A 23,499-nucleotide genomic window follows, 5' to 3' on the forward strand; every position below is an offset into this window, starting at 1 on the left:
AAATTAAAAAAAAGCCTTGTTTTATTAATTAAAGCTTTTATATTTGCACCCTCGTTACAGAGAAACAAAATGACTAGGTAGCTCAGTTGGTAGAGCATCTCCCTTTTAAGGAGATGGTCCTGGGTTCGAGCCCCAGCCTGGTCACTAAAAAAAAGTTAAGCAATCTGCTTAACTTTTTTTATTTTTAGTCATTATTTAATGCGCACGTGGCGGAATTGGTAGACGCGCCAGCTTGAGGGGTTGGTGGACATTAGTCCGTGGAAGTTCGAGTCTTCTCGTGCGCACTAAAATTACGTCAACCTAAATTTTAGACGTTTTCATCATTTTCTACCAAGTATCTATCAATCTACATCTCAAAGAACCGCTTAAACTCATAGCATAAAAAATAGCTTTCTGGTTGTATATCCAATTAATTTATTATTTTTGTTTAATATTTTCGAATAAAATATGAACAATATTAAGAATAACTTCAGCATCAAGGACCTTGAAAACCTATCAGGTGTCAAAGCCCATACCATTAGAATTTGGGAAAAACGTTACAACCTTCTAAAACCAAACCGCACCGAAACTAATATTAGGTTTTATAGCTTAGAAAGCTTACAGAAGCTACTTAACATTACGTTTCTTTATAACAATGGTTATAAAATTTCCAAAATCGCTAAAATTATTGAGCTAGATATTGCAGACACAGTCCGTAATCTATCAGCTAAAGATTATGCCGATGATCATGCCACCAACATGTTTAAGCTGGCCATGCTGAATTTTGACAAAGCACTCTTTTTAAAAACCTATGATACACTAAAAAATAATAAAAGTTTTTCGGAAATATTCTTGGAAGTCTTCATTCCACTAATGAGTGAAATAGGCTTGCTTTGGCAAACAAATACCATAACACCTGCGCAAGAACATTTTATTTCAGAACTGATTAAACAGAAATTATTGATTAATATTGAAAAGCATCAATATATATCCCCAAAAAACAACGAGAAAACCTTTGTTCTCTTTCTTCCTAACAACGAAATTCACGATTTAGGTCTTCACTTCATCAATTACAAATTAACAAAATCTGAATATCACACTATTTATTTAGGACCAAGCGTTCCCATTGTTAGCTTAAAGGACATTTTGAAACATTACAAGAACGTCATTTTCCTTTCATACTTTACTGTGAAACCAGAGGCAGAAAATATTTCGGGTTACTTAAATGAATTTCAAAATGAATTACTCACAAACAACAACGAATTGTGGGTTTTTGGACGAATGTTAGATCATATTGATACAAGCAAGCTACATAAATCCATTAAAGTGTTTCATTCTATTGCAGATTTAGAAAAATATCTTTAAAAAATAGTATTTTTGTTTAACATTTTTGTACATTTGTTAAACACATGAAAAAGAAAATTACAATTATAGGTTCCGGGTTCTCGTCTTTAGCTGCAGCTTGCTATTTAGCAAAATCTGGGCACGATGTTACTGTATTTGAAAAGAACAATACTATTGGCGGTCGTGCAAGACAATTAACTAAAAATGGATTCACCTTTGATATTGGTCCAACCTGGTATTGGATGCCTGATGTATTTGAACGCTTTTTTGCCGATTTCAATACAAAGCCTTCTGACTTTTATCAATTAGAAAAGCTAAATCCAGCCTATTCTGTTTATTACGGAAAGGACGATTATATAATGATAGAAGACACTTTAGATAAAATTGCTATCGCTTTTGAGAAAGAGGAACCAGGCAGTTCAAAAACACTTCAAAAATTCATAAATAAGGCACAGGACAATTACAATGTGGCTATTAAAGATTTGGTTTATAACCCGGGAGTTTCGCCTTTTGAATTGGTAACAACCGAAACCTTCAAAAAAATAGGACAGTTTTTTAGCACCATTAAAAAGGATGTGCGTAAAGAGTTTAAAAACGAGCGGTTAGTTACCATTTTGGAGTTTCCCGTATTATTTCTCGGCGCCAAACCTAGTGATACACCTTCGTTTTATAGTTTTATGAATTATGCCGATTTTGGACTAGGAACATTTCACCCTAAAAAAGGCATGTATCAAGTTATTTTAGCCATGGAAACATTGGCTAAAAGTTTGGATGTTACTATTAAAACCAATGCACCTATTGAGAAAATACTCGTTGCAAATAAAGTCGCTTCAGGCGTCATTTCAAATGGCGAAACCTATTTGAGCGATGTGGTTTTAAGTGGCGCCGATTATCACCACACAGAAACACTTTTGGATCCTGAGTACAAGCAATATTCGGAAGCCTACTGGAGTTCTAAAACGTTTGCCCCTTCATCCCTCCTGTTTTATGTAGGTTTTGATAAGAAAATCAAAAATGTTAATCACCACACCCTGTTTTTTGATGTAGATTTTGAAAAACACGCCGAATCTATTTACGACAAACCCGCATGGCCAGAAAACCCTCTATTTTATGCAAGCTTTCCTTCTATAACAGATAGTCACGCAGCTCCTGAAGGGAAAGAAGCTGGCATCTTTTTAATTCCATTAGCACCTGGATTGAAAGACAATACGAAGTTACGGATGACGTATTTTTCAAAAATTATGGATCGCTTTGAAACATTAACCTCTCAAAAGGTACGCGAACATATCCTTTTTAAGGAATCGTTTTGTGTAAACGATTTTGTTAAGGATTATAACTCTTATAAAGGAAATGCCTATGGAATGGCCAACACTTTATTGCAAACTGCCTTTTTAAGGCCAAAATTAAAAAGTAAGAAGGTAAATAATTTGTATTTTACAGGACAGTTAACAGTTCCAGGACCTGGAGTACCACCATCATTAATCTCTGGAAAACTGGTTGCCGAGCTAATTAATAAACATCATACAACCTAAAAACCACGCATCCTATTTACTGAATGTAATTAAAAGCCTTGCAACAAATAAACACTAAAAGATGAAATCAATTTTCGACCATGTTTCTCATGCGTGCAGTCAAACGGTTACTAAAACCTATAGCACGTCTTTCTCTTTGGCAACCAAAATGTTATCCCGTTCTATCCGCCAGGATATTTATAATATTTATGGTTTTGTCAGGTTTGCGGATGAAATTGTAGATAGTTTCCATGATTACGATAAAGAAACCTTGCTTAATGAATTTGAAAGCGATTTGTATTTGGCTTTAGAACGTAAAATAAGTTTAAACCCCATTTTAAATTCCTTCCAAGAAACCTATCATAAATATGGAATTGAAAAACATATGGTTGAAGCCTTTATGCGAAGTATGCGTACAGACCTACATAAAACTACTTATTTAACCCAAGATGAATACAATACCTATATTTACGGTTCTGCAGACGTGGTTGGACTTATGTGTTTGAAAGTATTTGTAAAAGGTGATAATGAGAAATACAATCACCTTAAAAATTCGGCCATGCATTTAGGCTCTGCATTCCAAAAAGTGAATTTTTTAAGAGATTTAAAGAGTGATTATGAAGATTTAAGTCGAACATATTTTCCAAATACGGATTTATCCAAACTAGATGAGACTTCAAAAATTTTAATAATTGAAGAAATAGAGCGCGATTTCGCAATTGGACTTCAGGGCATTAAGGAATTACCTATTGAAGCCAAGTTTGGTGTTTTTACCGCTTACAGATATTATAGTCAGCTTTTGAAAAAATTAAAGAAAACACCAGCATTACAAATCAAGAACACGAGAATTCGCGTGGCTAATTATAAAAAAATTGAGTTATTAACGCGCAGTTATGTAAAATATCAGCTAAATTTATTGTAAAAATATGATGGATAATATTTTGTGGATATTAGTTTTTATTGGCACATTCCTCATTATGGAATTCATGGCTTGGTTTACTCATAAATACATTATGCATGGGATTTTATGGAGTTTGCATAAAGACCATCACCATAAAAAGCATGACAGTTGGTTTGAACGAAATGATTTGTTTTTTATTTTTTATGCCGTGGTTAGTATTAGCCTGTTTTTAACGTGGAGATATGCGGACTTTTGGGCGGGACTCCCTTTAGGTTTGGGAATTTTTGCCTACGGCCTGGCTTATTTTTTTGTTCACGATATTTTTATCCACCAACGTTTCAAATTGTTACGAAATGCCAATAATTGGTACGCCAAAGGCGTGCGTCGTGCGCATAAAATGCACCATAAACATTTGGGTAAAGATGATGGTGAATGCTTCGGAATGCTTTTTGTTCCTTTTAAATACTTCAAAAAATAATCAATATTAACCAACCGTTTCATGTCTTACGAAAATCATTTCGATTATATCATTATAGGACATGGTCTCGCAGGTTTACAGCTTGCTTTAGGTTTCTCCGAGGATAATGCACTTAAACATAAAAAGGTTGCATTAATTGACCCTTCTGATAAGTCTTATAATGATAAAACATGGAGTTTTTGGGAAATTGGCATGAGCAAATGGGATGCAATAGTTGAAAAATCTTGGGAAACGGTACGTTTTTACTCCAATTCACTATCACTCACACTGCCCTTAAATCCATACACCTATAAAAGCATCCGATCTATTGATTTTTATAATTGGGCGAAGGAAATTTTACAAAAATCGGAAAACATATATTTTATAAACGATTCTATTATTTCTACAACCGAAACGAATAACGTTTTGGTACAAGGTAAGGTGGAAACGTACACAGCAAATCACGTTTTTGATAGTAGAATTCCAAATGATTATAACTCCGAAATAGAAAAATTTACATTAGTACAACAACATTTTAAAGGTTGGATTATTGAAACCGAAACCCCTCATTTTAATCCTAATGCTATCACCATGATGGATTATCGGTTTCAACATCAAAATTCCACAAGTTTTGTTTATGTACTACCTTTTTCAGAAACGCGAGCACTTATTGAATATACCTTTTTTACACCGAAAACTGTTTCAGAATCCGTTTATGATGATGCTATAAAAGATTATATTGAAAGTCATTTAGAAATTGAAAAGTACAAAATTGTTGAAACCGAAATGGGCAATATTCCTATGACGGATTTTCCTTTTTGGAACTATAATACCAAGCATATAACTAAAATTGGCACTGGAGGCGGTTGGGTAAAAGGCTCAACGGGTTATTCGTTTAAGCATACAGAAAAAAATGTAGCGGTTATAATTTCCAATATTAAAAACAGGCAACAGCCTTCAAATAAGCTCTTTAAAAAGAAATATAAATTCTACGATAAAATTTTCCTTAATGTTTTAAAAACAAATAACGAGAAAGGTGTTTGGATTTTCGAGCAATTTTATGCGAAAAACGCCATCCCTACCATGTTTCGGTTTTTAGATGAAGAATCATCTTTTACTGAAGATGTAAAAATTATGCGCTCCCTGTTTTCATGGCGTTTTATTAGTGCGTTTTTCCGTGTATTATTCAGACGCTAACAAATCATCTAATAATTGTCTCACAGAATCACTATTCCAGTTTGCAGCACCGGATTTATCCATTACAATTGCCCCAGATTTATCAATAAGATAGGTTTGTGGAATACTTGAAGTTTGAAATTGCTTTGGGGCGTTTGTTACCGATTGGTAAAATTCGAAATTATAATCGTTTTTACTTTTGAAATCAGTGATGGTTTTAGATTTTTCATTTGAAACTAATAGAAAAACCACCTGATCCTTATAATCGGCATATAAATTATCAATACTTGGCATTTCAGCAATACATGGCGGACACCAGGTTGCCCAGAAATTAATAAACACCACTTTTCCTTCGGCTTGTTTAAAATCGAATTGATTTCCTTTTGAGTCCACTAGCTTCCAATTCTCGTAGGATTCTAAAATCTCGCGTTTATCAGCGCTAATTTGGGAAGGACTAATCATTGCCAAGCCTTTCTGTAAAAAGATTTGAATTGGCTGTCGTGTTTGTGGAATAATTAACAACGCAATCACGATAATAAAAATAATATTACTGGTTGTAAACTTCGGTTTCTTCATAGTGTCAAGTAAAATTCATTTGTCGCTAACAATGCGGAATCCTAACAAAAAAAAACTCCTGAAAAAATAAATTATCAGGAGTTTAAATATTTAAAACAGACTTAAATATTAAGCGTTGTTTTCTTTCTTAATTAAATTTAAAGCAGAACCTTCATTATACCAATCAATTTGTGCTTGGTTGTAAGTATGATTGGTTACTATAACATCTTTAGAGCCATCTGCATGGACAAACTCTAATGTTAATGGCTTATCTGGCGCAAAACTATCTAAATCAAGGAAGTTGATGGTATCATCTTCTTGGATTAAATCGTAATCACTTTCATTAGCAAATGTTAAACCTAACATACCTTGCTTTTTCAAGTTGGTTTCATGAATACGCGCGAACGATTTAACTAAAACAGCGGCAACACCCAAGTGTCTTGGCTCCATAGCTGCGTGCTCACGAGATGAACCTTCACCATAATTATGGTCTCCCACAACTATTGAGTAAATGCCGTTAGCTTTATAATCTCTTGCTACATCTGGAACACCGCCATACTCACCTGTTAGTTGATTTTTAACAAAGTTTGTTTTCTTACCAAAGGCGTTAACAGCTCCAATAAGCATGTTGTTCGAAATATTATCTAAATGTCCTCTAAAACGCAACCAAGGTCCAGCCATAGAAATATGGTCTGTGGTACATTTCCCGAAAGCTTTAATTAATAATTTAGCACCTGTAATTTTATTTCCAATAGGTGTAAATGGCTCTAATAATTGTAAACGCTCTGAATTAGGATTAACAGATACATCTACTTTACTACCATCTTCTACTGGTGCCACATAACCAGATTCTTTAACATCAAATCCTAAAGGTGGCAACTCTAAACCTTTTGGTTCATCTAATTTAATTTCTTGCCCATCTTCGTTTAGTAAGGTATCATTCATAGGATCAAAATCCAGACGGCCTGAAATAGCGATAGCCGCAACCATTTCTGGCGAACCTACAAAGGCATGCGTATTTGGATTACCATCGGCACGTTTTGAGAAGTTTCTGTTGAAAGAATGTACAATCGTATTCTTTTCATCACCTTTTCTATCACTTCTATCCCATTGTCCAATACAAGGACCACAAGCATTTGTAAAGATAGTAGCGTTTAAATCTTCAAATATTTTTAAAACGCCATCACGTTCTGCCGTAAAACGAATTTGCTCTGAACCTGGATTAATACCAAAATCGGATTTTGCTTTAATATTTTTATCTACCGCTTGCTTTGCAATGGAGGCTGCACGGGTTAAATCCTCGTAAGACGAGTTCGTACAAGATCCAATTAATCCCCAATCAACTTTTAAAGGCCAATCATTTTTTCTTGCTTTTTCACCAAGCTCACCAACTTCTGTAGCTAAATCTGGTGTAAAAGGTCCATTTAAATGTGGGCGTAAGGTATCTAAATTAATTTCAATAACTTGATCAAAATATTGCTCTGGAGATGCATATACTTCATCATCACCTGTTAAATACTCACGGATTTTATTGGCTTCATCGGCAATATCATTTCTATCTGTTGCACGTAAATAACGTTCCATGGAATCATCATAACCAAATGTAGATGTAGTCGCACCAATTTCGGCACCCATATTACAAATTGTTCCTTTACCAGTACATGATAAATTTTTAGCGCCAGGGCCAAAATATTCAACAATAGCACCAGTTCCACCTTTTACAGTAAGGATTCCAGCCACTTTAAGGATTACATCTTTTGCAGATGTCCATCCATTTAAGCTACCTGTTAATTTAACACCAATTAACTTCGGGAATTTTAATTCCCAAGCCATTCCTGCCATAACATCTACAGCATCAGCACCACCTACTCCAATGGCAACCATTCCTAATCCACCTGCATTAACAGTATGTGAATCGGTTCCAATCATCATTCCACCGGGAAATGCATAATTTTCAAGTACCACTTGGTGAATAATACCTGCTCCTGGTTTCCAGAAACCAAGACCATATTTTTTAGAAACAGAGGCTAAAAAATCGAACACCTCATTACTTGTTTCATTTGCACGCTTCAAATCTGGCACAGCACCTTGTTTCGCTTGAATTAAGTGATCACAATGCGTAGTTGTAGGAACAGCTACTTTAGCTTTTCCTGCTTGCATAAATTGTAATAAGGCCATTTGCGCCGTAGCATCTTGCAATGCAATACGGTCTGGAGCAAAATCCACATAATCTTTACCTCTTACAAACGCTTTAGTAGGATTACCATCCCAAAGATGTGCGTATAAAATCTTTTCTGAAAGTGTTAATGGTTTACCAACAACTTCACGTGCATTATCTACACGTTCAGCCATATTTGCATAAACCTTTTTGATCATGTCAATATCGAATGCCATATTATATATTTAATAGTGAATAAACTTTTTTATCTCCAATCTAATGGGACTGCAAAAATACAAATTTTAAAGAAGATTAAAAAATATGTAACGAAAACGTCTTATCATTGAAGGATATTTAACGAAATATCACTTCTAAAGAAAATAATCACATTAAAATCAAAATTTTTGTATAAAAAATATTAATTTAACAATTAATGGTGAAAATATTATAAATGAATTAATTTAGAACGACTTAAAATAAACTGGTAATAATCTGTTCTTCGGTAATACCTTCCGCTTCTGCCTTATAGTTCTTAATAATTCGGTGTTTAAAAATAGAGTATGCTACAGCTTGAACGTTTTCCATATCTGGCGAAAACTTACCGTGAATTGCCGCATGCGTCTTGGCAGCTAAAATTAAATTTTGTGAGGCTCTAGGTCCTGCTCCCCAATCTATGTAGTTTTTAACTAAATCTGCTGCTTGTGGGCTTTTTGGTCTCGTTTTACCCGTCATTTTTACTGCATATTCCACCACATTATCCGCCACAGGAATACGACGTAATAAGTGTTGGATATCCACAATTTCTTGTGCTGTAAACAACGGATTCACTGTATTCTGAACATCGGAAGTGGTTGCTTTTACTACAGCAACTTCTTCCTCAAAGGTTGGGTAGTCCAAATTAATAGCAAACATAAATCGGTCCAATTGCGCTTCTGGCAAGGGATACGTTCCCTCCTGCTCAATAGGGTTTTGCGTTGCCAAAACAAAGTAAGGTAAATCTAATTTATAATGATGTCCTGAAACAGTAACCGAGCGCTCTTGCATAGCTTCTAATAAAGCTGCTTGCGTTTTTGGCGGTGTTCTGTTAATTTCATCGGCAAGAATAATATTGGCGAAAACAGGGCCTTTTATAAATTTAAAATTTCTGTTTTCATCTAATATTTCACTTCCTAGAATATCACTAGGCATTAAATCTGGTGTGAATTGAATACGCTTAAAATTAAGTCCTAATGCTTGCGAAATGGTATTAACCATTAACGTTTTTGCTAAACCAGGCACACCAATTAATAAGGCATGACCACCAGAAAAAATGGAGATTAGAATTTGATCAACAACCGCATCTTGACCAATAATAACTTTGGCAATCTCGGTTTTTATTAGTTTATATTTTTTTACGAAGCTTTCAATTGCAGCAACATCAGACATATTTATTGTTTTAACCAGTTACTAGAAAATTCACAATCTCTATATTCATTATTTATTTTAATATAGGTATCCATGATTTTTTCATTTTGCCATTTATCAATAGCTCTAATGCGTTTTTCGTTAAGTGCTAGTTCTTTAATTTTTAAATAATCGCGTGCATAATCAGCAACATGTTCCTCAACACGATCGCTTACCATCATAATCTTAAATTTCACATTTCCAGATCGTCCTTGATCCGTAAGTACCAAACTGACATCCCCTTCCTTTAAATCTTGAATTTGCCCATATACTTCAGGATCAATCTTTGTTAATTCGAAATTATAATCTTGTGTTTCTGGATTAATTAAAAATCCGCCTTCACTGCGTGTTTCCTTTTCATCACTTGACTCTCGAGCTGCATCTGCAAAACTAATATCACCATCCACTATACGCTGTCTGATTTTCGTTAATTTCTCACGTGCTTCTGCCACTGCTGCATCGGATACTTTAGGAATTAACAAAATATGACGTACGTCAAACTCTTGTCCTCTAATTTTTTCTAAATATATAATATGGTAACCATATTCTGTTTTCACCGGATCGGAGATTTCACCTTCTTGTAATGAAAAGGCTACTTCACGGAACTCTTTAACCATTCGTGGTTGTTTCCTGTTTAACGTGTACATTCCACCTTGGGGAATAGAGGCTTTATCATCTGAATACAACACCACTTTCGAGCGGAAGTTTGCACCATTTTCTATAACATCGGCTTTAAATTCCTTTAATTGATTGATAACCCGTTGGTTTTCTTCTTCTGATATTTTCGGCTCTATTACAATTTGAGATACTTTTAATTCTGTACCAAATGTTGGACGTTCGTCCTTTGGAATCTGATTAAAAAATTGGCGTGTTTCTTCTGGAGTAATCTCAATCCCATCAAGAATCTTTTTTTGCATTTCACTTGCTAATTTCTGACTCTTATTAATTTCATACATTTCATCTCTGAAGGCTTTTTCATTTGGATGACTATATAATTCCAGAAGTTCCTCCATGGTTTTTCCTGATTGCGCCAAGAACTGTTGTAATTGGTAGTCTACATTGGAACGAATTTCAGCATCTGACACGACAATACTATCTTGCACAGCGTGATGTGCGTAAAGCTTATCTTCCATTAATTTGCCAAATAGTTGACAACGTGTTACGCCATCTAAAGAAGCACCTTGTGCTTTTAGTTGAATAATATTAGCATCCACATCAGAATCTAATATCACGTATTCTCCAACAACTGCCGCTACACCGTCAATTTTTTGTGCTCCAGATGTTAAGGTTGTATCTACTTTCTTTTGAGCAGCTGGTGCTTCATCTTCAATAATTTCTTGAGCCTGAATAGCAACAGAAAAAAGTATAGCTAATACAGTAAATATATGGCGCATACGACTAATTGTAGATTTCAAATTGTTTATTTTTAATAGCATCTTTTGTAATATCTTTTTCTAATTCTTTAATGAGTTCTAATTTTCGTTTATTGATAACAATTTGGTCTATTGTTGGTTTAATATATTCCAATGGCGCCGCACTGTTACGTTCTAAAACGTCTTCAATTTGCATCAAATATAGGCCTAATGAATCTTTGAGTTGTATAAAATTAGATTTTTTTAACAATTCATTTTTATTTTCAGTTGTAACTACTGGTATTTTTTTGATGGCTTGCGTTACTTTAATCCAAATTGAATCGTTTAATGAATAGGATTTAAACTGAATGGCTATGGAATCCAATTCCCTTTTATCATCTGCATCAAACCGTTGAAACTTGGTTTTTAAATCGTTTATATCCAATCGGTTCTCATCCACATGAATATATCTAAACTTAATGAGGTTCTCCTTAAGCGTGAAAATATCCGGATTGTTCGTGTAGTATGTTTCCGCTTCACTTTCTGTAACAACGGTATCAATATTTTTACGAACTAAAGCATCTAAATAAGAAGTTGCATATAAATCGTTTTTATACTGTTTGGCCAGCCTATTAAAATCCTGAAGTTTTTTTTCGTTAAGATTTAATTCTGCACCCGCAACCAGCAATTGCTGGGTAGCCCAACGTGTAATAAAATTATTTACACGTAGTAGACTGTCTTCTGAACTCATGTTTTCGGTGAACAAATGTTGTAAATCATCAGTATATAAAAAAACATCATTAACACGTGCCACTGCTGTTTGCTCAACTTCATGTTTGTAAAAATATTCACAAGACACGAGCAAAAAGGCACTCATTAATATGCTAAAATAGGCGTGTTTCAATTAATTGTTTTTTAATTCAGCTTTAACGTTTTTTAAAACTGACTCATTAACTTTCACAGGGTATTTCTGTTCTAAAGATTCTAGCCATTGTTTTTCCTTAACAACCTGGTAATCGCTTATAATTTGGCCTTTGGCTTCCTCATAGGTTTTTGGTGATTCGGGTAAAACTTCTTTTACATTTGCTACAACATATGCTGCATCATGACGATAAATTTTAGAAACACCTTTTTCAAAACTCATATCCGCGGTAACGGCTTGGTGTTCCTTATCCATAATTCCGGATGTAAATATGACGTCAACAACGCCATTTGTATTTAAAGCTTCTTTAATGGCTTCTGGTGACTGGCCAGCTTCCAACATTTTTTGAGCCTTTTTTATAACCTTTTTATTGGATGACGAGGCCACATCAGCATCTATTCGCTTACGCCAATTGTATTTGTTTTTATTAGCATTAAAATAGGCTTGTAATGCCACCGAATCTGTTTTTGATGCATTCCATATTTCAGTCTCCATTAAATCAAATAACAATAAACCATCACGATATTCTGTGACGATGTTTGCAAAATCTTCGCTTTCATTTTCCAAATTCTCTTCTTGGTACTGTATTAAATTCGCATTTAAAAAAGCATCGTAGTTTTCTTTTACAATAGCATTAAACGGTTTTCTGGATATTGCTCTACGTTGATTTTTAAAAAGGTACTGACCAAAATCATCGTATGTAATTGTTTTGGCATCAATAACCACCAAGGTTTTGGCAGCTGTAAAATCTTCTGGCAATTTCCAAGAACCTAAAAAATACCCTTCATTCATAATAGACTCAAAATACGCTAAAGCTTCTGGATTATCCTTTACATTATAGCGTTGTTTTAACGTGTTAACTATAGACGTATTTATTAGTTGAGAACGTGAATCCCGCTTTACACGCGCTTCTAATTCAGATTTCATGGTATTAAAATCTGCTACTTCAGATTTATCTAATAATTTGATAATATGCCATCCAAAACTACTTTCAAAAGGTGCTGAAATGTCTCCTTCATTTTTTAGTCCAAATGCCACATCTTCAAATTCTGTAGAACTTAATTGCCCACCACTAAAAGCAGCTAATTTTCCACCGTTTTCTGATGAGCTTCGATCTTCAGAAAACTGTTTTGCTAGAGACTCAAACGATTCACCTTGCTGTATTTTTTTATAAATTTCATGAATACGTGTTTCAGCGTCTTCCAATTTATCATCACGCTTATTATTTATCATAATATGTGCAACCGTGCGTTCACCTCTGGATGGTCTTGCATCTTCCACTAAAACAATATGGTATCCAAAACGTGTTTTAAAAGGCATGGAAACATCGTCCACTTTGGTAGTATAGGCAGCGTTTTCAAAATCGTACACCATTTTAAACGCGGAGAAATAACCTAAATTTTCAGCATATACAGTTTTTCCGTTATGAACCTCCTTTTGAACAGGCTGAAAACCTTCCTTTAAAATTCGATCGCGCAATTTCAATAATTCATTATAAGCTTTTAAGGTGTCTTGTGGTGAAGCATTTTCGTCCAAACGAATTAACACATGACTCGCTTTTACCTCATTGGCTGTACGATGGTATGCCTCTTCTACAAGTGCATCCGTAACTTTCGTGTCGGTTAAATAATTTTTAGCCAATTGGGATTTATAGTTACTCAATTCACGAACATAGGTTGGCATGGTATCCAGACCTTTTGCTTGTGCTTCTTTTATTTTCAACTTATAATTTATGAATAGCTCCAAATACGAATCCACATCTTTTTGAGACTCATCTTTTACTAAATCTAGATTTTTATTAAATATTCGAATAAATTCTTCCGAATAAACGGGTGTATCCGCAACCGTAAACAAAACGGGTTTATCAGTAGTTTGCGCTTGGGTAGCAGCAAAAACAACGAAGCATATTAAAACATATATAGATCTAAACATCAGAAATTTGTTTTTTGAATTCTTGCAAAAATAGGAATATTAACCCATAATACAAGTGGCTTTACAAACGGATAATAAAGTTTTTTAGTATGTGGAATTAATAGATACCAAAACCAATAATAATTGTATCTTTATTTATACAAACTCCTATTGTGCATGACATACACATCTGAAATACACATTAATTTAAGTTTAAAAGCATTTATCTGTAAATTTAATAATGTGGAAAATTTAAAACACTGGCAAGAGGGACTTACTCATTATGATCATATTTACGGCACGCCAGGTGAAACAGGCTCTAAAATACGGCTACATTATGTGTTAAATAAAAAGCCTTTCTTTTTAATTCAAACTATTTCTGAAAGCAAATTACCGCATAAGTTGCATTTTACCTATGAAAGCAATGGACTTTATAACATTCAAGAAAATTATTTTAAGGCCATTTCAGATTCAGAGATCGTATGGACTTCAAGGAACGAATATATTCCAACCAATTTTAAAATGCGTATGATGCTTTTAGTTATGCCTAAAACCTTTATAAATCAAACAAAAACTTATTTAAAAAATTTTAAAAGTTTTGCCGAAAATGAAACGGCTGTAATCCGCAAAAAATAAACAGCCAATTATTGTAAACTAAAATTCTTTATACTATTTTTATTTTTATGACAGAAATTGACATCGAAAAGGAAAATGCCAAAATTACCAAAGCATATCGCGAATTACTGAGCGTAAGCTATCAAACGCTTTCTAAAGAAGATAAAATTCTAATTAGAAAAGCTTTTGATGTGGCTGTGGATGCACATAAAGATCAGCGCAGAAAATCTGGCGAAGCTTATATTTTTCATCCTATTGCTGTTGCTAAAATAGTTGCCAAAGAAATTGGGCTAGATGCCACATCCATTACCGCCGCACTATTACACGATGTTGTTGAAGACAGCGAGCGTTACACCATTAAAGATATTGAAGACCAATTTGGTGAAACCGTTGCTAAAATTGTAGATGGTTTAACTAAAATATCCTCGCTGAATAAGGACACAGATATGGATGTTTCCATGCAGGCGGAGAATTTCAGAAAAATGCTACTGACTTTAAATGATGACGTTCGGGTTATCATTATTAAAATTGCAGATCGCTTGCACAATATGCAGACCATGGATTCTATGCGAGCGGATAAACAGATTAAAATTGCTTCAGAAACCCTCTATATATATGCACCTCTTGCTCACCGAATTGGGCTGTATAACATTAAAACTGAATTAGAAGATTTAGGGTTAAAATACACCGAACCGGAAGTGTATTTTGATATTCTCAACAAAATAAAAGAAAGTAAAGAGGACCAGGACCTCTATATCAAGGAGTTTAGTAAAGTAATTTCGACCTCTTTGGATAAGGAACAATTAAATTACGAAATAAAAGGGAGACCGAAGTCCATTTTCTCCATCCGTAAGAAAATTTTAAATCAAGGTGTGTCTTTCGATGAGATTTATGACAAATTTGCGGTACGAATCATTTATAAAAGTGATCCTGAAAACGAAAAATTTCTAGCTTGGAAAATATATTCCATTGTAACGGATCATTTTCGCCCCAACCCTATCCGTTTACGCGATTGGATTTCCTCCCCAAAATCTACGGGTTACGAAGCCCTACACATTACCGTTGTTGGCCCAAAAAGTCGTTGGGTAGAAGTGCAAATCCGAAGCGAACGTATGAATGAAATAGCCGAAAAAGGCTATGCCGCGCACTATAAGTACAAAGAAGGCAGCGAGAATGAAGATGATAGTATTGATAGCTGGATTTCCAAATTACAAGAAACGTTAGAAAACCCAGAAACAAATGCTATTGATTTTGTAGAGCAATTTAAACTTAACCTCTACTCCAAAGAAATTTTTGTTTTCACACCAAAAGGCGATTTAAAATCGCTTCCAAAAGGTGCCACGCCTCTAGATTTTGCCTTTAGCATCCACACCGAAGTTGGCATGAAAACACGTGGTGCCAAAGTAAATGGAAAACTAGTTCCCTTAAGTCACGAATTAAAAAGTGGTGATCGGTTGGATATTTTAACTGCCGAAAATGCCAAACCTAATCCAAACTGGCTGGATTATGCCACTACGGCAAAAGCACGCAGTAAAATAAAATCAGCTTTAAAAGAAGACAAGAAAATAGTTGCTGAAGATGGTAAGGAAATTCTTCGTCGGAAATTAAAACAATTAAAAATTGTGTTGGATGAGAAATCTGTCAATGAACTGGTAAATTTCTTCAAACTTAAAACGAGTCTCGATTTGTTTTACCGCATTGGTACAGGGTCTATTGATAATACCATGCTCAAGGAGTTTGCATCATCCCGAAGCAATGCTTTCATGAGTTATATTAAAAACAAAATCTCTAGAAAGCCTAATATTCCAAAGGAAGAACTTGAAAAAGATGAAATAACTTCTAAATATGATTTATTAGTTTTTGGAAAAGAAGAAGAAAAGCTAGACTATAAATTTGCCAATTGTTGCAATCCAATTCCTGGGGATCCTGTTTTTGGATTCTTAACCATTAATGATGGATTAAAAATTCATAAAAAAAACTGTCCAAATGCTGTAAGCTTACAGTCTAATTATGCCTACCGCATTATGACGGCCAAATGGATAGATTCATCACAACAAGAATTTCCAGCACAAATTATTTTATCTGGTATTGATAATTTGGGATTAGTAAATACGATTACGAAAGTTATTTCATCCAACATGCATGTAAACATGAAAAGCATCAGTTTTGAAAGTGATGGCGGGATTTTTTCAGGTAAAATAAATGTGGTTGTTCAAAACAATAATATCTTGAAAAAGCTGATGGATAACCTAAAAAAAATTAATGGTATTGATAAAGTACAAAGAGTTTAAAAATATGTGTAAATTTGCAGCCGATTATGAGCGTTAAAACCGATACAAAAAACCAGGAGATAGTTAAGAATGTGTTTACAGCTTTTTTAAGTGATAAAGGGCACCGTAAAACACCAGAACGCTATGCTATTTTACAAGAAATTTATAATAGCGAAGAACACTTTGATATAGAATCGTTGTACTTGAACATGAAAAACAAAAAGTATCGTGTTAGTCGTGCAACCTTATACAACACTATTGAACTTCTTTTAGAATGTGGTTTGGTGCGTAAACATCAATTTGGGCAAAATCAGGCACATTATGAAAAATCGTATTTTGATAAGCAACATGACCATGTTATTTTAACAGATACAGGAGAAGTAATCGAGTTCTGCGATCCGCGAATTCAATCTATAAAGAAAACAATTGAAGAAGTTTTTGATATTGAAATCACAAATCATTCACTCTACTTTTACGGCAACAAGAAAACAACTAAATAATATTTTACAACATGGCAGTAGACTTACTACTAGGATTACAATGGGGAGACGAAGGCAAAGGAAAAATTGTTGATGTTTTAACCTCCAACTACAACATTATTGCCCGTTTTCAAGGCGGACCAAATGCTGGGCACACCTTGGAATTTGATGGTATTAAACACGTTTTACGAACGATTCCTTCTGGAATTTTTCACGACGATTCCATAAATGTCATTGGTAATGGTGTGGTGATTGATCCTGTTGTGTTTGTAAAAGAATTAGAAGGACTTGATCAATTTAACATTGATTATAAAAAGAAATTAATCATTTCTAGAAAAGCACATATTATTTTACCAACGCACCGTATGTTGGATGCCGCCAGCGAAACCTCCAAAGGGAAGGCTAAAATTGGTTCGACTTTAAAAGGTATTGGCCCAACTTATATGGACAAAACAGGTAGAAATGGTATTCGTGTTGGCGATTTAGAATTGGTTGACTGGAAAGATAAATATCGTGCGCTTGCTAATAAGCATGAAGCCATGATTGACTTTTACAATGTGAAGATTGAATATGATTTAGAAGAATTAGAAACTGAATTTTTTGAAGCAATAGAGCGCTTAAAGGAATTAACATTTATTGATTCAGAAGAATATTTATACCAAGCCCAAAAAGCAGGTAAAACTATTTTAGCCGAAGGTGCTCAAGGTTCGCTGTTAGATATCGATTTCGGGACCTATCCTTTTGTAACCTCTAGCAACACAACTGCTGCTGGTGCTTGTACTGGTTTAGGTGTGGCGCCAAATCAAATTGGCGATGTTTATGGTATTTTTAAAGCCTATACAACCCGTGTTGGTTCTGGTCCATTTCCAACAGAATTGTTTGATACAGTTGGCGAAGATATGGCTAGAATAGGTCGTGAATTTGGCGCCGTTACTGGTCGTGCTAGACGTTGTGGCTGGTTGGATTTAGTGGCTTTAAAATATGCTTGTCAAGTAAATGGTGTTACCAAATTAATGATGATGAAAGGCGATGTCCTTTCCGGATTTGAAACTCTTAAAATTTGTACAGCTTACGAATATAAAGGTGAAACCATTACGCATTTACCTTATAATATAGAACCTGAAAATATTAAACCTATTTATTCAGAGTTCGCTGGTTGGAAAGCCGATTTAACCAAAATGACTGAAAAATCGCAATTCCCCAAAGAATTAAACGCGTATATAGCTTTTTTAGAAAAAGAGCTAGAAATCCCTATTACAGTGGTTTCTGTTGGACCAGATAGAAAACAAACTATTTTTATGTAAGTTACTGTTTTGTGCTGAATATATTTAACATGTCATTCAGAGCAAAGCGAAGAATCTATAATTTTGTTTTATTACAGAAAAAGACTACCAAACCGGTAGTCTTTTTATTTATATTTGAACATGAAAGAATTGCATCTAAACATATTTAATATACTCATTATTTCAGGTGTTGTCCAAGGATTTATATTTAGTCTCATTGTTTTAACACAAAAAAAATATATAACCACCAACACAGGGTATTTAGCTGCAACGGTGTTGTTCCTTTCTTTAAGCAATCTACAATATTGGATAATTGACACTAATTTAGAATCCTACTATCCTTTTTTAAAATTCACTTACCTTCCATGGCATTGGCTCATACTACCCATGTTTTACATTTATGTTACAAAATTCCTGTTCCATGAAAAAGCGAAATTAAAATACCGTATGTTTCTAATTGCGCCTTTTTTTATTGTCTTACTTATTGAACTCGTGTATCTATTAACGAATACAACTAAAATAGGAACCGTCAAATTGGTTAGTCATTTTGAGCGTGGTATTTATAGTTATCTGGAATTTGCTTCGTTACTATTTAATTTTATAGTTATATATCTTACCTACATGACTATAAAAAGGTTTGAAGCCAAACCTCATGAAGATATAATCAAAATTAAACCAGAAACGAGCTGGTTAAAGAAATTGATCTATACAGGCATTATTATTTGCGTTTTTTGGGCAATTGGTATTTCCTTGGTTGTATTTTTTAACGTGAATGAATCCTTTGTGTTTTATCCAATGTGGTTAGGCATGTCTATTTTAGTTTATTGGATAGGATATTTAGGGGTTTCTAAATCTTTAAAATTACAAGAACTTCTATCGTTACGGAAAAATAGAGAAAACAACGTTGCTAATAAGCACGCTACAAGTAAAGAAAATGCTTTTATTGAATTAGAGAGATTAATAAAAAAAGAACAATTATTTCTATCACCTAATATTAACTTACATGATATTGCAACTAAATTAGCGTTAAGTGAAGGCTATATTTCGCAACTAATTAATAAGAATACAGATTATAACTTTAATGACTACTTAAATAAATTACGAGTTGAAGAAATTAAAGTACTTCTAGCCAATCCAGAATACAATTACTACACAAATGTATCCATTGGTTTAGAATGTGGCTTCAATTCTAAATCTAGTTTTTACAGCGCTTTTAAAAAGTTTACTGGAAAAACGCCTGCTATCTTCAAAAAAGAAGTCCAGAATCTGTAACTATATACAAATATTGGACTCCTGTTATACAAAACCAGCTTATTATTGTTTCAAATAAATAATCAAATTATAATATATGAAACAATATAAAACTTTATTCTGCTTAATTTTTCTTTCCGCTCTCTTTAATTGCGAACAAGATGATTTCATTGAAACTGACAATCAAAATGCAACCCAATCTCAATTTAAGGTTACAAACGTTAATAAAGAGTTTGTATTTTCAAACACGGACATTTCAAATAAATTAAGGGCTATAAACTCCAATACAGATGAATCTATAAATTCAGAGTATAGTAGAGAAGTTCATAATGAAGAACATGGCTTTACAATAGAAACCGAAAACGTTAAATTTGTTGAGAATACTGTAACTGGATTCCATTCTTATAATTTTAATCTTAAAAGAGATAATCCTGAAAATGATAAAATTGAAAATCTTGTATTTCATTTAAATGCTTCAGGCACGTATGATATTTACATCGTAGAATATGATTTTACTGAAGATGAATATGAAACTTCAGATTTAAATCAATTAAATAATTTATCAACGAAATACACAGCTATTTCATTTGATGAATTAGGTTTTGTTATTGAAAGTAATAAAATGATGTATTTTATTTGTACTGAAACTTGGCTTTGGTTAGGTTCAGTAGATCATAGTGGTCAACTTCATGGAGCACCTCGAAACGGTGTCTGTAAAGTATCTGGGTGCAATTACAGGGAATCTGGTTATGTATTACAATCTAGTTCATGTGTTGCTACAACTGGTACTGGCAACCCTAATAACAACGGACCTACAAACACACCCAATGAAGGCCCTAATGGCTATGGCACAGGTTCAAATCCGTTTGTTTCAGCTCCAAACTATACGCAACCATGGGAAAATGTGCAAAAATGTATGAATGGTTTTGACCAACCAAATACTATGGATAACACCGTAATGGATTTGATTATGATTGATTGGCTTAAAGCAAACAAACACAAAGCAGGAAAAATACAAAACTTCTTGGGTGAAAGTGGTTGTAGTGAGGAAGCACAAGAAATCATGCTAGACGTAACAAGTATCATGATTGCTAATCCTAATATGGATTTTGAAGAGGCTCTTGAACAGTATTTTATGGATAATCCGGATATTATTATAATAGAAGCTTCTGACGACCCTATTGTAGATTTAGAAGATTATTTGAATTGTTTTGATACAAATTCACCAGCAAATATTACTATTTATGCTGATCAACCTAATCCTAATAACCCTCAATGGCCAATTTCTATTAGTGATAGAGTTGGACATGCTTTTATTAACATCGAGCAAGGAAATTACAATGTCACTTTTGGATTTTATCCTAATGAAGGTATTGGTTACTTTTCTCCTGTAGATGGAACAATGGAAAATGATGAATATCATAGTTATGATGTAAGTGTAACTATTGAAATTGATGGAGATACTTTAGGTGATTTAATTACTCACAGTATTAGTTTTTCCTTAACTGATTATGTATTACAAGATGTAAACTGCACTAGTTTTGTAATTTCAGCATCAAACATTATCGGTTTAGACGTTCCTTTATCAAGTTGTATAGGTAATTATGGTATCGGAACAGGGCCAACTCCTGGAATGTTTGGAGAATACATAAGAAATATGGATTTACCTCAAGGTTGTACAAGAAATCCAAATGGAGGAAATGCACCAACTGAAAATGGGTGTAACTAAAAAACAAACAAAATGATTAAATTAGAAAAAAAATTAATTATACCCTTAAAAATTATATCAATTATAGCTTTGCTTTGTGTAAGCATACCTGGAAACAAGTTTGATATACTTTATGGTCTTTTAGCCTCTTTTTGTATTTTAGATTCTTTCTATAGATTAGATTTTTTGAATAGTCATTTTATTCTTTCTTTTCTTTTGCTCGTTGGGCTTTTCATGATTTTTAATAAAAGGAAGAACATTATACTAATGGGGTATACCCTATCATTACCTCTGTTGATTGCAAATGTATATTATATACAACCAGATTTTGAAACTTCCTTTTATTTACCTTTTATTATTTTTACCTTTTCCATGATTTTAGTATTGTATTTGAAGTTTCAGGAAAAATAATTTAATACACTCAATAGGTTAGTAATAACCATCCTTTTCTAGAAATTTAATAGGTGGAACTACGCCAAGCAACAACTGTAATTAAACTAAACAATATGAACCCACCAATCAAAATGCTAAAAAGAATATCTGTTGTTTTATTAATGTTAACACCAATACCTTCTGGGAAAATTATTATATTTTCAGGTTTAGCAATGATATTTCAATTTTTAAATCTGACTTTTCTACTATTGACTTCAGAATTTCAAGAAAGCTATTTAAGAGAATTTACACTAGCAATTGTTTATATTATTTCAATCTTGTTAATGATTCAAAAAAGAAATAGACTTTTCATTATTGGTTTTATATTGAATATTTCTTTTTGGATCCTAATTTTAAAGCAAAATTCTTTTAAAACAATAGAATTCATAATTCCTTTTTTATTAAGCATAATAGTATCAATATATACATCTATAAGAATATTGAAAGAAAAATAAATACTGACTATTCTGCTCAAAACGCAAATTGCACAAGTTTTGCAATTTCCGCATCCAATATTGTAGGTTTTGATGTGCCTTTGTCTGAATGCATTGGTTAATATACCATTGGATAGGGAGCAACACCTGCCGCTTTTGGTGAATATATAAGAAATATGGATTTACCTCAAGGCAGTACAAGAAATCCAAATGGAGGTATTGCGCCTTTAGATAGTAACTGTAACTAAAACCAATCAAAAGATGAATAAATACAAAATTATATTTCTGAAAATTATTTCAATCCTAGCATTACTAGCAGTTTTTGTACCTGGAAAGAAGTTTGATATTCCCTATGGATTTATTTTAATTCTAACTCCTTTTGAACGAATCATGGAAAATGATTTATCGTTAGATTTATTAATACACGTAATTGGTATTTCAGGTCTAATCTTGATTTTCCTAAAAAACAAAATCATATCAACGTTGGGTTATTTGCTTGCTATATTCCCTTTAATTATGATCTTAATAAATTCTAACTCACTCAAATTTAGTTGGTTATTTTGGATTCCCGTTTTAATTTTAATAATTATTTTCACTGTTTTATTAAAAAATAGAACCTAATAATGAAAAGTTCAACATTCTTAATAATGATATTAATTTTAGTGAGTTGTGGCGAAACCAACAACTCACTAAACATTTATAATCACAAAGAATTAATAAATAATTTTTTCATAGAAATCATTTTAAATGACAACGAAAATAATCGCCATGAAATAGAAGAATTAACAATGTTTTATAACAACAATCAATTCGCAATTACAAAAGAGGAACGTCGTATTTTAAAAAGAAATTTGGACAGCCTTGTTCAAATTTCTTTAAAGAAATACAGTTATGAGGAGTTGAGACCATTTTTAAACATAGACAAAATAAATAAAGATGAAAAAGTCGAAATTTTAGAAATGTCAAATTTTGTTATTATGGCATATCAAGAGCAAATTAATAAAGAAAATTGGAGCAAAATTAAAATTCTTTCATACAAAGAAGCGAAAAGTGATTCTATTGTTTCAAAATCCGAAATATTTAAAAATTTGAAATATTCAGATTTTGATAAAGTATATTTTACCGTTTTTGATAATAATAGCAATAGAGTTAATTTCTACATAATAGATGACAATAAAATTATTTCATTTTTCCCTCATTTACATAAAAATAAGAGTTCAATATCCCCTTATTTTTTGAATAAAAAAGAGAACGTTAATTAAATTAGTACATAAAACGATATTTTTTGAGCTCAGTAATGAAACCATTGGATTTAAAT

General features: G+C 33.1%; 21 protein-coding genes and 2 tRNA genes. 17 read left to right on the forward strand and 6 right to left on the reverse strand.

The features are described from left to right. Positions 1 to 71 precede the first annotated feature (71 nt). From ACN0QX_RS07770 to ACN0QX_RS07800, 7 genes are all read left to right on the forward strand, one after another. Positions 72 to 144, forward strand: a tRNA-Lys gene (locus ACN0QX_RS07770). Between the two features lie 56 nt (positions 145 to 200). Continuing rightward, positions 201 to 284, forward strand: a tRNA-Leu gene (locus ACN0QX_RS07775). A 163-nt stretch (positions 285 to 447) separates the two neighbouring features. Further along, positions 448 to 1,344 carry a MerR family transcriptional regulator gene (locus ACN0QX_RS07780; RefSeq protein ID WP_417196146.1) on the forward strand — a complete coding sequence of 299 codons (897 nt, stop codon included), beginning with the start codon at positions 448 to 450 and terminating at the stop codon, positions 1,342 to 1,344. 44 nt (positions 1,345 to 1,388) lie between these two features. Then, positions 1,389 to 2,855 (forward strand): phytoene desaturase family protein, encoded by a 1,467-nt coding sequence (locus ACN0QX_RS07785; protein WP_417196148.1) that lies wholly within the window; start codon positions 1,389 to 1,391, stop codon positions 2,853 to 2,855. Between the two features lie 61 nt (positions 2,856 to 2,916). Next, complete coding sequence (locus ACN0QX_RS07790; RefSeq protein WP_248398616.1) at positions 2,917 to 3,756, forward strand: phytoene/squalene synthase family protein; 840 nt, start codon at positions 2,917 to 2,919, stop codon at positions 3,754 to 3,756. Between the two features lie 7 nt (positions 3,757 to 3,763). Next, positions 3,764 to 4,213, forward strand: a complete 450-nt coding sequence (locus tag ACN0QX_RS07795; RefSeq protein WP_417196233.1) for a beta-carotene hydroxylase — start codon at positions 3,764 to 3,766, stop codon at positions 4,211 to 4,213. Between the two features lie 21 nt (positions 4,214 to 4,234). Further along, positions 4,235 to 5,389: a lycopene cyclase family protein gene (locus tag ACN0QX_RS07800; protein ID WP_417196150.1), complete on the forward strand. Its 1,155-nt coding sequence runs from the start codon at positions 4,235 to 4,237 to the stop codon at positions 5,387 to 5,389. Here the strand turns inward: ACN0QX_RS07800 and ACN0QX_RS07805 are convergent. The 6 genes from ACN0QX_RS07805 to ACN0QX_RS07830 all read right to left on the reverse strand — a co-directional run bounded on the left by ACN0QX_RS07805 (position 5,375) and on the right by ACN0QX_RS07830 (position 13,730). Next, entirely contained in the window at positions 5,375 to 5,944 is a 570-nt protein-coding gene (locus tag ACN0QX_RS07805) for a TlpA family protein disulfide reductase (RefSeq protein WP_417196152.1), read from the reverse strand. The genes ACN0QX_RS07800 and ACN0QX_RS07805 overlap by 15 nt on opposite strands. 108 nt (positions 5,945 to 6,052) lie before the next feature. After that, positions 6,053 to 8,317 carry an aconitate hydratase gene (locus ACN0QX_RS07810; RefSeq protein WP_417196154.1) on the reverse strand — a complete coding sequence of 755 codons (2,265 nt, stop codon included), beginning with the start codon at positions 8,315 to 8,317 and terminating at the stop codon, positions 6,053 to 6,055. A 235-nt stretch (positions 8,318 to 8,552) separates the two neighbouring features. Next, a complete protein-coding gene (locus ACN0QX_RS07815) occupies positions 8,553 to 9,506 on the reverse strand; it encodes an AAA family ATPase (RefSeq protein ID WP_417196156.1) in 954 nt (317 codons plus the stop codon). A gap of 2 nt (positions 9,507 to 9,508) precedes the next feature. Further along, complete coding sequence (locus ACN0QX_RS07820) at positions 9,509 to 10,960, reverse strand: peptidylprolyl isomerase (protein ID WP_248398603.1); 1,452 nt, start codon at positions 10,958 to 10,960, stop codon at positions 9,509 to 9,511. Beyond that, positions 10,923 to 11,780 (reverse strand): peptidyl-prolyl cis-trans isomerase, encoded by an 858-nt coding sequence (locus ACN0QX_RS07825; RefSeq protein ID WP_248398600.1) that lies wholly within the window; start codon positions 11,778 to 11,780, stop codon positions 10,923 to 10,925. The genes ACN0QX_RS07820 and ACN0QX_RS07825 overlap by 38 nt, the downstream gene beginning before the upstream one ends. Beyond that, positions 11,781 to 13,730, reverse strand: a complete 1,950-nt coding sequence (locus tag ACN0QX_RS07830; protein WP_417196159.1) for a peptidylprolyl isomerase — start codon at positions 13,728 to 13,730, stop codon at positions 11,781 to 11,783. Positions 13,731 to 13,886: 156 nt separating this feature from the next. Between ACN0QX_RS07830 and ACN0QX_RS07835 the strand changes: the two genes are divergently transcribed. From ACN0QX_RS07835 to ACN0QX_RS07880, 10 genes are all read left to right on the forward strand, one after another. Next, the gene (locus tag ACN0QX_RS07835; protein ID WP_417196161.1) at positions 13,887 to 14,345 is read left to right on the forward strand and encodes an SRPBCC family protein; all 459 of its coding nucleotides are present in this window, start codon (positions 13,887 to 13,889) and stop codon (positions 14,343 to 14,345) included. 47 nt (positions 14,346 to 14,392) lie between these two features. Further along, on the forward strand, positions 14,393 to 16,615 hold the full coding sequence (locus ACN0QX_RS07840; RefSeq protein WP_248398594.1) for a RelA/SpoT family protein: 2,223 nt from the start codon (positions 14,393 to 14,395) through the stop codon (positions 16,613 to 16,615). Positions 16,616 to 16,641: 26 nt separating this feature from the next. Then, positions 16,642 to 17,094 (forward strand): Fur family transcriptional regulator, encoded by a 453-nt coding sequence (locus tag ACN0QX_RS07845; protein ID WP_092208756.1) that lies wholly within the window; start codon positions 16,642 to 16,644, stop codon positions 17,092 to 17,094. An 11-nt stretch (positions 17,095 to 17,105) separates the two neighbouring features. Next, positions 17,106 to 18,377: an adenylosuccinate synthase gene (locus ACN0QX_RS07850; protein ID WP_417196164.1), complete on the forward strand. Its 1,272-nt coding sequence runs from the start codon at positions 17,106 to 17,108 to the stop codon at positions 18,375 to 18,377. Positions 18,378 to 18,497: 120 nt separating this feature from the next. After that, on the forward strand, positions 18,498 to 19,628 hold the full coding sequence (locus tag ACN0QX_RS07855) for a helix-turn-helix domain-containing protein (protein ID WP_417196166.1): 1,131 nt from the start codon (positions 18,498 to 18,500) through the stop codon (positions 19,626 to 19,628). 76 nt (positions 19,629 to 19,704) lie between these two features. Further along, on the forward strand, positions 19,705 to 21,336 hold the full coding sequence (locus tag ACN0QX_RS07860; protein WP_417196168.1) for a hypothetical protein: 1,632 nt from the start codon (positions 19,705 to 19,707) through the stop codon (positions 21,334 to 21,336). A 12-nt stretch (positions 21,337 to 21,348) separates the two neighbouring features. Further along, positions 21,349 to 21,726 (forward strand): hypothetical protein, encoded by a 378-nt coding sequence (locus ACN0QX_RS07865; RefSeq protein WP_417196170.1) that lies wholly within the window; start codon positions 21,349 to 21,351, stop codon positions 21,724 to 21,726. 95 nt (positions 21,727 to 21,821) lie between these two features. After that, positions 21,822 to 22,202, forward strand: coding sequence for a hypothetical protein (locus ACN0QX_RS07870; RefSeq protein ID WP_417196172.1), 381 nt, complete (start codon positions 21,822 to 21,824; stop codon positions 22,200 to 22,202). A 240-nt stretch (positions 22,203 to 22,442) separates the two neighbouring features. After that, a complete protein-coding gene (locus ACN0QX_RS07875) occupies positions 22,443 to 22,802 on the forward strand; it encodes a hypothetical protein (protein ID WP_417196174.1) in 360 nt (119 codons plus the stop codon). A gap of 2 nt (positions 22,803 to 22,804) precedes the next feature. Continuing rightward, a complete protein-coding gene (locus ACN0QX_RS07880) occupies positions 22,805 to 23,443 on the forward strand; it encodes a hypothetical protein (RefSeq protein ID WP_417196176.1) in 639 nt (212 codons plus the stop codon). The last annotated feature ends 56 nt before the right edge of the window (positions 23,444 to 23,499 follow it).

This window comes from Bizionia sp., assembly GCF_048259285.1.
GTDB lineage: Bacteria > Bacteroidota > Bacteroidia > Flavobacteriales > Flavobacteriaceae > Algorimicrobium > Algorimicrobium hallyeonense.